A 12,044-nucleotide genomic window follows, 5' to 3' on the forward strand; every position below is an offset into this window, starting at 1 on the left:
ATTAAGCTCGACAGAATCCTGCGCGTTTAGAAGGGGATTGGTCAGCAGGCACGATGATTTATATCAACCACCAAAAAAAGAGGGTGAAGAAAAGCTAAAGGATATCAGGAGAAACCCCTCTTTGTTTTTCAACTTTTTGAAATGAATATCCCTTTATTCAAAAAACTCCTAAATGGATGTGTAATTCTCCACGTATTTTTCTTTTAATATGATATAAGTACTTTTAAAGCAGAATGAAGGGCCGCTTGCTTATCCTCCCGCTTTGGTTTGTTTCATCACTTCTTTATGCTCAGGGAAGTATTGAGGAAGATACTATTGCATTGATAAAAGCCTATATAAATAGACACAGTTTTGATTCTGCCTGGGTAGCGATCGATAAACTAGCTTCCCGAGATGATCTAAAAGGCCAACTTAATATTTGCAGGGGTATGATATTTTTAAAGAAATCAAAACCCGATTCTGCCCTTAACTATTCCAATAAAGCTTTGGCCCTTTTCACGGCAAAAGGAGACTCTCTGGGTATGGCAGATGCTCAAAACCTGCTCGGAGGAGCCTATTATCAGAAAGGAGATTTAAACAAAAGCCTTGAAAATTACCTGGGAGCCTTTAAATATTATGAAAAGAATGTACCTGGAAAATTAGGGGTTGTCTATACCAATACAGCATTGATCCAGAATGCTCTTGGAAGAATAGAGGAGTCCATCGCAACCCAGAAAAAAGCTATAGCCATATTAGATGATGAGCTCGAATTTGATGTCCTGTTCTATAATCTACTAAATCTGTCTTCCGGACTGAGTAAGCTCGGACAGCTGGACAGTTCCATATTCTATGCAGAGAGGGCTCTGACCATGAGCCGTGAAAAAGGGTTTCAGCATGGTATCCTACAGGCTAGTGCCTTTTTGAGCAATATCTATTTGGGAGTAGAAGACTATGAGTCAGCCATTAGGTATTCTGAAAGCATTATCGATAACCCTGAGATTGCAGACCGTCCCCTGGCCCAGGCCTATTATGTCCTGGGCAAAGCTTATAATAAAAAAGGAGATACGGACCGAGCTCTTCAGTATGCCAATAATGCCCTGGAAATAGTGAATCGAATGGGAAATGTGGTACTCATATCTGCCGTGCACACCCTATTGTACGAGGTAAGCAAAAATCAGGAGAATTTTGAAGAAGCCCTCCACCATCATGAAATATACCACTCAATAGATGATAGCACCTTGAATGCTCAAAAGTCAAAAGCGCTGAATGAACTGGAGATCAAATACGAAACAGAAAAGAAGGACAGTGAGATCAAAGTACTTTCTCAAACCAACCAAATCCAGGAACTCCAGCTACGTCAACAAAATCTGTTTATTCTTATAGTTTTGTTGATCGCGCTGATCGTGACCATTACCTTTATCCTCTTATGGAGGCAGCGTAGATTAAAAGAACAACAAAAAACTGATGAACTGAACCAACGACTGCTTCGCACTCAACTCAATCCACATTTTTTGTTCAATGCCCTGAACGCCATCCAGCAGAAGATACTTACAGATCAGAACAGGTCAACTGCAGCTGATTACCTAGCTAAGTTTAGTCAGATGACAAGACAGATCCTGGAAACCAACAAGGAAGATCTGATCAGCCTTGAAGAAGAACTGGAACTACTGGAAAAATACATTGACCTACAAAAACTAAGATCAGAACACTTCATAAATGTAGAATTTAAGATAGCAGAAGACTTGGAAACCGATCGGATCAGGATCCCTCCGATGCTCACTCAGCCTATATTGGAGAATGCGTTCGAACACGGGCTTCTACCCAAAATAAAACCTGGAAGGTTGATTGTGGATGTTTCAGTAGAAGATACCTCCCTCAGGATCATTGTTAAAGATAATGGTGAGGGATTTGATGCAATAAAACAACAAAATCATCGATCCATGGGCAGCTCCATCACAACAGACCGGCTTAAACTCCTGCAAAAGAAAACAGGCAAAAAGACCAGCTATACAGTGGAGTCCCTCCAAGAAGAAGGGTTTAAATTCACGGCAGTAACCTTGATTATACCGCTCTTATGAAAGTAGTTATTGTAGATGATGAAAAACATTTTCAGGATTCTTTAAGTCATCTGATTGAACAACATTTTAGTAACCTTGAAATTGTGGCCATCGCTAGCTCAGTTGAAGAAGGTGCTATCGTTATTGAAGAACTGCAGCCTGATCTGGTATTTCTGGATGTAGAAATTGGTAATCGGACGGGCTTTGATCTATTAGACCACCTGAAAAACAAGAATTTTTCTCTGATCTTCGTTACTGCTCACAACCATTACGCAGTAAATGCATTCAGATATAGTGCCATTGATTTTCTGATGAAGCCTATCGTTTTAGAAGACCTCAGGGAAGCTGTAAAAAAGGCCACCAGAAATATTGAGCAAATACACCTGGAAACTCAACTGGAAGTAATGCGTCAAAGTCTTGAGTCCATTTCTGAACAAGACCGGAAAATCGTTCTAAAAGGGCTGGAATCCTTCCATGTAGTAAAAACCCCTGATATTCTATGGTGCAGCGCAGAAGGAAGCTACACATCTTTTCATTTAATAAACGGTACCGAGGTAGTAGTGTCAAAACACCTGAAAGAATATGAGAAACTACTCGCTTCCAACCAATTTTATAGAGTCCACCGCTCCTACCTTATCAATCTAACACGCATCATTCGTTATGACCGTGCAGAGGGAGTCCTGGTTTTCACAGGCGAGCACCATCTCCCCGTATCATTGAAAAGAGAACGAATGGATGAGTTGATCAGCAAGCTCTGATTCCTTTATCAATCTTACTCCACAGTTTACCAATCTTACTCCACCCTTTATCAATCACTTCGGTAGCAGTCCTCGATTAATACCAATTTTTCTTGAAATTTTAAAAATCGAGGATTATGAAATCAAGCCTTACAATTATTTACATTCTTATAACCCTAGTTATTTCAGTAAGCACGAAAGCCCAAGTTGTCTATGTAGATATAGATGCAGCGGGCAACAATGACGGCTCATCCTGGGTTGACGCCTTCACCGACTTGCAAGACGGGATCAATGCGGCATTCAATCAGGGTGGCGGGGAAGTCTGGGTGTCAGCGGGTACTTATTACCCGGGGACCACTTCTACGGATAAATTCATCATGAAAGCTAATGTTGAAATCTATGGTGGCTTCATCGGGTCAGAAACCTTGCTTTCTCAGCGAGATTTTAAAACCAATGTAACTATCCTGTCCGGAGCCAATGGCGTGCAAACCAATCAGTATGTTTTCCATAATAATTATACAGCTGGGAGTCCCCTGGATGATTCGGCCATTTTGGATGGTTTTGAAATTACCGGAGCATCTAGTTTAGGTACCGGATCGGGGATGACGAATTTTTATGCGTCTCCGATCATTAGGAATTGCAAATTCCATGGTCTTACTTCAGGACAAGGAGGCGCCGTTTATAATCAGTTCTCCAGCCCAACTTTTATCAATTGTGAATTTTATAACAATACAGCGTATGAGAGGGGAGGCGCAGTGTTTAATTCGGGTTCATCTATATCTTCTTATGTTATCACTTTTACCAATTGCCTGTTTTACGGGAATCAGGTGAATAATAGCTTAAATTCTGCAACCTCCGCAGCTGCTTTGATGAGTGGACAAGGAGTGGTTACAAAAATTTATAATTCAACCGTATATGATAATACCTGCTCGGGGTGTTCCAGCCCACAAGGTGCTGTGAGAATGGGCGGGGTTGATTTTGAGTTGATCAACTCCATTATATGGGGCAACAATAGTGGGGCTGAAGTATACGATGTGGCTCAATCTTCTACAATCGAAAATAACATCATAGAAGGAGGATTTACTTCCGGTACGGATATCCTGGATGAAGATCCCTTATGGACGGATCCTGATAATGGTGATTTCAGTATTTCGTTCTGTTCACCAGCTATTGACTTTGGTGTATCAGGTGTACTTACTGGTATTTCCGAAGATATTAACGGAGCTACCAGGGTCATAGGAGATAATCCTGACCTGGGGCCCATCGAACTGCAAGATGGGGTCACCGTAGTGTCCTCTTCGGAGACATGTGCTACTGCTCCAGATGGGAGCCTCTCATTCACAGTTGCAGGCTCTACAACTTTCGAGTACAGTATAGATGGAGGAGCGACTTACACTTCTAATTCCATCGGAGGGCTTTCTTCGGGCACCTACAATTTGATGATCAGGGAGGTGGGCTCTCAGTGTATCAGAGAGGCTCAGTACACCATAGCTTCTACTGCCGCTATCACTATTTCCAATACAATCAATGATGCTGCATGTTCTAACACTTCTGATGGAAGCATCGTTGTAAGCGCGACTTCTTCCAATACACCACTCACCTACAGTATAGATGGTACGAACTTTCAGTCTTCTAATAGTTTTACTGGTCTTGCTCCTGGGAACTACGACGTTTACGTACAGGATAATTTGGGTTGTGTGAAATCAATGATTGAAACGATCGGACCAGAGGATGATTCGGAACCATATACCCTATCCGTAACAGATGTAAGTTGCAATGGACAGAGTGATGGAGAAATACTGATTACTGCAACAGGGACCAATACACCTTACCAATATCACTTTGATGGGGACCCTCCTGTATCATTTGGTAATTTTCAAGGACTTGCGGCTGGAACGTATGATGTTGTGATCCAGAATGGTCAAGGATGCATGTCTGATCCAATAAGTGTCACAGTGAATGAACCTACCATGCTAAGTGCTTCATTTGTTGATACGAATATATCCTGCAATGGGGCGGATGATGGGTCAATTGATATAACTATCACTGGTGGAACCACTCCATATGAATATCAGGTAAATGGAAGCGGTTATCAATCAATCACAGGTTCCAACCTGTTACTAGACAGCCTCAATGCAGGTTCAAGAGGTATTGATGTCAGGGATGCCAACAATTGCATCACCAGCTCTTCTACGATCATAATCTCAGAGCCCACCACGCTCAGCAGTTCTTCCTCTTCTACAGATGTAACTTCTTGCACAGGAGATGATGGGACGATCACCGCTTCTGTCTCTGGCGGTACCTCTCCTTATCAATACTCCCTGGACGGTGGCACTTCATTTACTGTAGGTACATCGTACAACGGCACTTCCCTGGCTCCAGGAATTTATGAGATCTTATTTGAAGACGCCAATGGCTGTCAGGTCATTGTGCAGGATACTGTGAACAATCCGTTTGCTTATACCATTTCTGAAACAGTAACAGATGCTACCTGCAATGGTGCTCAGGATGGTTCTATCACTATCACCGCTTCTGGGGGTGTATCTCCATTTACCTATAGCCTTGACGGCATCACATATCAGTCTTCTAATGTTTTCAATGTAGGGGCCGGAAATCATACGTATTATGTCAAGGACAATACAGGTTGTGTTTCGTTCAGCAGCATCAGTGTAAGTGAGCCAACAATCATTCAGCCATCTTTATCGATTGCAAACCCCATTTTATGCAATGGGGATAACAGTGGCTCACTGGAAATCTCAGCTGTTGGTGGTACTGGCCCTTATACTTTCAGTCAGGATGGAATTACCTTCAATGCCACAGACTCGATCACTGGCCTTACGGCAGGTACACATTCAGTGTATGTTAAGGATGCTAATAACTGTATAGTAGAAGATACGATCTCACTTACAGAGCCACCAGTACTTACCGTTTCAGCTACTCAAAATGACTCCATTTTATGTAATGGAGATAATACAGCGTCATTTACTGTGATAGGTTCAGGTGGTGTCCTGCCATACCTGTATAGCATAAATGGAACTAATTTTGGAACTGACCCCAACTTCGGAAATCTGGCCGTCGCTACATATACTTATTATGTTTCTGATTCCAATGGGTGTAGCACCTCCGGGGAAATTGTCATCGGAGAACCCGATCCACTAACCGTCTCATTAAGTATTTCTGATTCCATTTCATGTCTTGGAGCAACAGATGGTTCAATAACCATTACTACATCAGGAGGATCGGGAGGTGTCGAATATAGCCTGGATGGCATTACCTTCCAGTCTGGTAATGTTTTCTCCAATCTGGGAGAAGGCACCTATGGTATTACCACACGAGATGTTAATCAATGTTCCAGGACAGATTCAATTACTATCACGTCTCCTGAAGTTCTGCGACTTGGATTAACTGTTTCCGATATAACCTGCAATGGAGAAACTGATGGATCCATCGTAGCTATTCCATCCGGAGGAACGCCACCTTATGAATACGGTTTTAATGGTGGCAATTTCAGTACACAAGACACTTTTGAAAATTTGGGACCAGCCACTTACACAGTGGAGGTAAAAGACGCTCATGGTTGTACTTTCTCTACTTCAGCCACCTTAGCGGAACCGGATGTACTTGCTTTTGCCGCCATAGAGACCACCGATGCAACGTGTTACGGAGATGCTAGCGGCATTATAAGTATCTCCGTAACCGGTGGTACTTCTCCTTACGAATACAGTTTGGACGGAACCTCCTTCCAGTCGGACAGCGTTTTTTCAGTACTTGATTCGGGATCATATACGGTCACAGTAAAAGATGTACGAGGATGCACTATTACTTCCGGAACTATAGGGGTCTCCCACCCTCTTGAACTAAAATCTGTTACTTCCACCACCAATCTCACCTGTAATGGTGACGCCAGTGGATCTATTGCCGTAGAAGTTGCTGGAGGAATCTTACCTTACCAATTCAGCCTTGATAGTATAAATTTTCAAAGCACTAGTACATTCACTGGTTTAGATGCCGGAACATACACTGTGCATACAGTAGATTCGACCGGGTGTGTCACCAGCTCAATGGTAGTGATCGATGAGCCAGAAGAACTTACTTTGTCTGTGACACAAAATGGTCGTGACTTTACCGTTTCAGCATCTGGCGGTACAGAGCCGTACGAATATGCAGTGAATGGAGGGTCATTCCAGTCTTCAGAAGTGTTTGCTGAATTGAGTTCAGGAAGTTTCATATTTACGGTTCAGGATGCCAATGATTGCTTGGCCACCTCAGATCCGATTGAGCTGGTACTGGCCACTAACCCTCCCATGCAATTTGAGATTTATCCCAATCCAGTAGCCAGGGAATTGATCATAAAAGGCATAGACTATAATCGATTGGTACTATTTGATTTGAATGGTCGAGTACTCTTATCGACTGACAGAAAGGAAAACCTATCAATAGAAGGCATACGTAACGGCATACTTCTGCTGTACCTGTATGATAAAAACGGGGAGATAGTTCATCAGCAAAAGCTTATTAAACAATGATATGTAAAAGCTAAGGCAGCGATCAAAACCAAGGTTTTGATGACAAACCCGGCTTCCAGGAAGCCGGGTTTTTTGATTCAGATCCCGAGTCAGAAGACTTTCATCTTCTGTTACAATTGTTACTTATAATCACCTGAGTCCCCCGTATTTTTACAGTGAGATCGAAAACAATTTAATACCGGGGAAAAATGGAAAAACGAAGGATCATAATCGTAGGTGGATTATCTGCCGGACCATCTGCTGCAGCAAAAGCAAGAAGGACTGACGAGCATGCTGAGATATTACTTTTTGAAAAAACCGCACATGTAAGCTATGCCACTTGTGGCATACCGTACGCCATGTCCGGACAGATCAAAACCAGGGATAAGCTCATTGTAGTTCAGCCGGATCTTTTGCGAAAACGCTTCAATATAGATGTACACCTGGAAGAGCCTGTGCTGGAGATCGATCCAGTGGCACACATTGTGTATACGCGCAAAGGAGAGTATCATTATGACAAACTGGTTTTTGCCACCGGCGGACGTTCCTTCCTGCCTCCTATTGAGAATATTGAGAAGTTTGATGATTGGGCTCATGCCAAAACGCTCGAAGACTTTGATAAGGTCATGAAACAAGGTGTGATCGAACGGGCTGATCATATTACGATCGTTGGTGCCGGACTGATTGGCCTGGAAACAGCAGAAAACATGATCCTTGCCGGTAAAAAGGTAACGGTGATCGAGTTAAGTGATCAAATTCTGGCTCAATGGGATCCGGCATTTGCCAAAATGGCTGAAAATGTAATTCGTGAAAAAGGGATTGATATCAGACTTGAAACCTCAGTGAATGGAATAGACCTGGAAAGACATGAACTAATCTTAAGCAATAGAGAGAGGCTTTACACCGATTACATGATGGTAGGTGTAAGCATCCGACCCAATACAGATATCCTGACCAGTAAAGGAGCAGCTCACCTGAAAAATGGAGCTTTGATCGTGAACGAACAAATGGAAACCTCGATCCCTGACATCTATGCGGCCGGTGATTGCGCCAGCATCAAAAATCTGGTGACCGGAGAGCATCACTGGTACCCTATGGGGACCCACTCAAACAAAGGAGGAAGAGTGGCCGGAGCAAATGCCGCTGGCGGCCAGGAGGCATTTGACGGGGGCTATGGAACAGCCATCATGAAGGTCTTTGACTATACCATTGCCCGGACAGGCATGGGTTCTAAAGAACTGAAACTTACCGGAAAGCCTTTCAAAACCAGTTTTATCATCGCAGGATCTACACCCAGCTTCTTTCCGAACCCAAAAGATCTCTTCATCCAAATTTATTTTGATCCGGAAACCAAAGTGTTACTTGGCGCTGAGCTGTTTGGAGAAAAAGGTGTGGACAAGCGAGTGGATGTGCTATCTACGGCCATCTATGCGCACTTGACCATTGATGATCTACCCAAGCTGGATCTGGCTTATGCTCCGCCTTATTCTCCTGCTAAAGACCCTGTAGTGGTCTCAGGCTATGTGGCCGGTAATGCTATGACCGGGCAGTTTGAGGAAGTGACCGTGCCAGTAGCAAAGCAGCATTTTCAAGATCACCCTGCTGATGAGTATACTCTGATTGATGTGAGAAATCTGGTTGAACTGCACAAAGAAGGTTTTATAGACTCAGCATTGAATATTCCATTGGATGACCTGAGAGAGCGGTTGGAGGAGATTGATCAGGAAAAACCCATTTATGTATATTGTGCAAGGGGGCTCAGAGGCTACCTGGCCAGTCTTATTCTGTTTCACAATGGGTTTAGAAATGTGAAAAACATTAGCGGTGGTTTCAAAGCATGGGAAAGGATAGCTGGAGATGTGAAAAAAGCGGAGGTGGTTTATTAACCAAATGAACCTTCCGCTCAGAGTTCTTCTAAAAGGGACTCTGAGGGTGAGGGAGTGCATCTATAGGCAACTTTCTTCTTGCTCTTTCGGATTTCCCAATCCGAAAGTCTTCTGAAATGGATATATTATCCATAATATCTCTATGAAATAGCTATAAACCGGCCATTTTCCCTGCGAAATGCACAAGTACTGACCAGTGTCACGATCAAAATAGACGTAAAGACGGTAACCTATGAAAACTAAAATATTAAAGACAGAGGAAGAATATAACAAGGCTTGCGACCGTATATATAACCTGATTCATAAAAGTGAAAAAGCCATTGAGCCAAACAGTAAAGAGGGAGAAGAGATTGAGCTTCTGTCCCTCCTGGTTGAAAAATATGAACAGGAGCATTACCCTGTGGAGGCGCCTAACCCAATTGAAGCCATCAAATTTAGAATGGAGCAGATGAATTTAAAGCAGACAGATGTAGATCCACTGTTTGGAGGTAAAACAAGGGTATCAGAGGTTTTGGTGCCGCATTCTTCAAGAGGAGTTTCAGCAGGACGCAGAAGCAGTCCGCCATACATACCATCTGTATGAATATTCCAGTACTCAATGGGTAGCCCTTCCTGTTTTTCGAATCTCCATCCAAAAACTTCTTTATAGAAATTTGCAGCTCGCTGAGGCTCATCGGCCTGGATCTCTGAGGGGTCCTAAAATAATCAGCAATACCCGTCAGACGGGTGAACCCCACCTGCCGTATCTAACCAATCCTGCCAATTGGAACAACGATAAATATACACCATGAGCATCGAGCTTAAAACCTAGTGTTGAGATAGTCTAAAGTCCTTTTGGCTTCTTCCTCATCTATCCGGCTAATCGCCACCCCCACGTGCACCAATACATAGTCCCCGACATTGGCATCAGGGACCATGCTTAAGTTAACCTCCCTGGTCACGCCACCAAAGGAAACCTTACCGGACCTCAGACAGGGCTCACCTTCTGAAGTCATTACTATAATTTTACCGGGTATGGCAAGACACATTTTATGCGGGTTTTAGTTCTAAATATGAGCTACGGGAAAGTGCTCTTTCAACCAGGAAAACCATTCCTTCAGTCCTTTCTCCCTGGTGGCAGAAAGCTCAATAAACCGAATCCGTGGGTTTACCTGATGTGCATATTCCTTAGCTTTTTTTACATCAAACTCCACATAAGGAAGCAAGTCTGTCTTATTAATAATACAGAGCTGAGAAGTAGCAAACATGTTAGGGTATTTCAGCGGTTTATCATCCCCCTCTGGTACACTCATGATTACCACCCGTTTAGCTTCACCCAGATCAAACAAAGACGGACACACCAGGTTCCCTACGTTTTCAATGATCACGATACTTTCATCTGAGGGATTCAACTGATGCAGCGCCCGGTGTATCATATCAGCATCCAGGTGACACCCGTTTCCTGTATTTACCTGCACTACCGGAGCGCCTGTAGCCTTTATCCTATTGGCATCATTCATCGTCTGCTGGTCTCCTTCGATTACATAAATCGGAATCTCAGGCACCATCCGCAGGGTTTTTTCCAAAAGTGTAGTTTTACCCGATCCCGGAGAGCTTACCAGGTTTATCGCCAGGATCTTTTTTGCCTCAAAATAGCCGCGATTACGCTCTGCTATGTGATTATTATGATGCAGTACATCCTGATCCAGCTGGACCTCCCGGTCATGATGGTGATCATGTGTATGCTCATAATCCTGACCTGGCACGGTAATTTTCACCGAAGTACCACTGTCACATCCACAGTTCTCACACATAAGATTAAGGTTTAGATAACTCTAATTGATTTCACTTTAAATTCTTTTCCCTGGTAGATATCACACAGGTAGGATCCACAGTTTGGACAGCGGTCATAAAGTCGGTGGATCGAAAATTGGCTACCACAATCCTGGCATTTCGCTTTCCCTCCAATTTCTATGATCTCTTTTACAGCGCCTTCCAAAACGGATCCTTTCACTGCTAATGGCCATGCAAAATCAAATGCATCCAGTTCTACTCCGGCACACTCTCCCACCTCCAGGGTTATAGCAGTTGCTTTATTTGCACTTGCACGCTTAACCGCATCACTTGCAATGGAAACCACATTCATAGCCAGGGATAACTCATGCATCTCTCATCTTTTTGCTGATTCCGAATAGTACCACCAGGATCAAAATGATAACCACCAACAGCGATAAGGAATGCTGAGGTGATGAAATGTAGTGCAATCCTGTCTTTGTGTCTATCCCATGACCCGAATGTGCCAGGCCGGAATAGGCTACAGGTAATAGCAAAAAGGTCATTAGGAAAAAATTGCGTTTCATCTCTTGCCACCAATTGGGTATTAAATTGGTTGCTTAATATCCTATGAATCTTTCAGATGTACTATGACGTTTGTCAACCGGATCAATGAGATTGATGGGAATTATGAAAAATATGAGATTTGGAATGTCGCTTGCCATGAAACCAGGAGTTCTACCTCATTTAAATCTCGCAGATTCCGAACCTTCGGAATGCAGGTAAGTGCAGACTTATGAAATTGACAGATCAGCGAGAAGTGATTTTTGGATTAATCATGCAGGTTCAAATGGTTTTATATTCTTGTAGTCTTCCTGGTGATCCATCTCTTTCACCAAATCGTAGCGGCTCTGTGCGTTCAACCAGAACTCAGGTGACATTTTAAAATACCGGGACAATCTAATCGCAGTATCAGCTGTAATACTCCTTTTTCCTTTTAGCAATTGGCTGATCCTTGTTTGATCTACACCGATAGCTTTTGCCAAAGCATAGGCACTAATCCCTAAAGGATCCATGAAGTCAAATTGAAGTATTTCCCCCGGATGTACATTGCTTAATTTATCCATA

General features: G+C 43.1%; 10 protein-coding genes. 5 read left to right on the forward strand and 5 right to left on the reverse strand.

Annotated elements, in window-relative coordinates; all coding sequences use genetic code 11:
- Nucleotides 1-428: 428 nt before the first annotated feature.
- The 5 genes from AC3E9V_RS16580 (at nt 429) to AC3E9V_RS16600 (ending at nt 9,747) form a co-directional block, all read left to right on the forward strand.
- Nucleotides 429-2,057 carry a tetratricopeptide repeat-containing sensor histidine kinase gene (locus AC3E9V_RS16580; protein WP_488749256.1) on the forward strand — a complete coding sequence of 543 codons (1,629 nt, stop codon included), beginning with the start codon at nt 429-431 and terminating at the stop codon, nt 2,055-2,057.
- On the forward strand, nt 2,054-2,794 hold the full coding sequence (locus AC3E9V_RS16585) for a LytR/AlgR family response regulator transcription factor (RefSeq protein WP_488749257.1): 741 nt from the start codon (nt 2,054-2,056) through the stop codon (nt 2,792-2,794). Before AC3E9V_RS16580 ends, AC3E9V_RS16585 begins: the two co-directional genes overlap by 4 nt.
- A 116-nt stretch (nt 2,795-2,910) precedes the next feature.
- Entirely contained in the window at nt 2,911-7,299 is a 4,389-nt protein-coding gene (locus tag AC3E9V_RS16590) for a hypothetical protein (protein ID WP_488749258.1), read from the forward strand.
- A 188-nt stretch (nt 7,300-7,487) separates the two neighbouring features.
- Nucleotides 7,488-9,164 (forward strand): FAD-dependent oxidoreductase, encoded by a 1,677-nt coding sequence (locus AC3E9V_RS16595; RefSeq protein WP_488749259.1) that lies wholly within the window; start codon nt 7,488-7,490, stop codon nt 9,162-9,164.
- Nucleotides 9,165-9,396: 232 nt separating this feature from the next.
- Entirely contained in the window at nt 9,397-9,747 is a 351-nt protein-coding gene (locus tag AC3E9V_RS16600) for a helix-turn-helix domain-containing protein (protein ID WP_488749260.1), read from the forward strand.
- 217 nt (nt 9,748-9,964) lie between these two features.
- Here the strand turns inward: AC3E9V_RS16600 and AC3E9V_RS16605 are convergent, their stop codons facing one another.
- From AC3E9V_RS16605 to AC3E9V_RS16625, 5 genes are all read right to left on the reverse strand, one after another.
- Nucleotides 9,965-10,192 carry a HypC/HybG/HupF family hydrogenase formation chaperone gene (locus tag AC3E9V_RS16605; protein ID WP_488749261.1) on the reverse strand — a complete coding sequence of 76 codons (228 nt, stop codon included), beginning with the start codon at nt 10,190-10,192 and terminating at the stop codon, nt 9,965-9,967.
- 18 nt (nt 10,193-10,210) lie between these two features.
- Complete coding sequence (gene hypB / locus AC3E9V_RS16610; protein ID WP_488749262.1) at nt 10,211-10,957, reverse strand: hydrogenase nickel incorporation protein HypB; 747 nt, start codon at nt 10,955-10,957, stop codon at nt 10,211-10,213.
- 11 nt (nt 10,958-10,968) lie between these two features.
- Nucleotides 10,969-11,310 carry a hydrogenase maturation nickel metallochaperone HypA gene (gene hypA, locus AC3E9V_RS16615; RefSeq protein WP_488749263.1) on the reverse strand — a complete coding sequence of 114 codons (342 nt, stop codon included), beginning with the start codon at nt 11,308-11,310 and terminating at the stop codon, nt 10,969-10,971.
- Complete coding sequence (locus AC3E9V_RS16620) at nt 11,303-11,503, reverse strand: hypothetical protein (protein WP_488749264.1); 201 nt, start codon at nt 11,501-11,503, stop codon at nt 11,303-11,305. The genes hypA and AC3E9V_RS16620 overlap by 8 nt, the downstream gene beginning before the upstream one ends.
- A 249-nt stretch (nt 11,504-11,752) precedes the next feature.
- Nucleotides 11,753-12,043, reverse strand: coding sequence for a HigA family addiction module antitoxin (locus tag AC3E9V_RS16625; RefSeq protein WP_488749265.1), 291 nt, complete (start codon nt 12,041-12,043; stop codon nt 11,753-11,755).
- Between the last annotated feature and the right edge of the window lies 1 nt (nt 12,044).

The sequence above is a fragment of the Marinoscillum sp. HNIBRBA16962 genome (assembly GCF_057801515.1).

Bases quoted from the DNA above. Each gene is read 5' to 3' on its own strand.
- AC3E9V_RS16625 (WP_488749265.1), bottom strand. From the start codon at position 12,043: ATGGATAAATTAAGCAATGTACATCCGGGGGAAATACTTCAATTTGAC.
- AC3E9V_RS16590 (WP_488749258.1), top strand. From the start codon at position 2,911: ATGAAATCAAGCCTTACAATTATTTACATTCTTATAACCCTAGTTATT.
- AC3E9V_RS16585 (WP_488749257.1), top strand. From the start codon at position 2,054: ATGAAAGTAGTTATTGTAGATGATGAAAAACATTTTCAGGATTCTTTA.
- AC3E9V_RS16580 (WP_488749256.1), top strand. From the start codon at position 429: ATGATATTTTTAAAGAAATCAAAACCCGATTCTGCCCTTAACTATTCC.
- hypB (WP_488749262.1), bottom strand. From the start codon at position 10,957: ATGTGTGAGAACTGTGGATGTGACAGTGGTACTTCGGTGAAAATTACC.
- hypA (WP_488749263.1), bottom strand. From the start codon at position 11,310: ATGCATGAGTTATCCCTGGCTATGAATGTGGTTTCCATTGCAAGTGAT.
- AC3E9V_RS16600 (WP_488749260.1), top strand. From the start codon at position 9,397: ATGAAAACTAAAATATTAAAGACAGAGGAAGAATATAACAAGGCTTGC.
- AC3E9V_RS16620 (WP_488749264.1), bottom strand. From the start codon at position 11,503: ATGAAACGCAATTTTTTCCTAATGACCTTTTTGCTATTACCTGTAGCC.
- AC3E9V_RS16605 (WP_488749261.1), bottom strand. From the start codon at position 10,192: ATGTGTCTTGCCATACCCGGTAAAATTATAGTAATGACTTCAGAAGGT.
- AC3E9V_RS16595 (WP_488749259.1), top strand. From the start codon at position 7,488: ATGGAAAAACGAAGGATCATAATCGTAGGTGGATTATCTGCCGGACCA.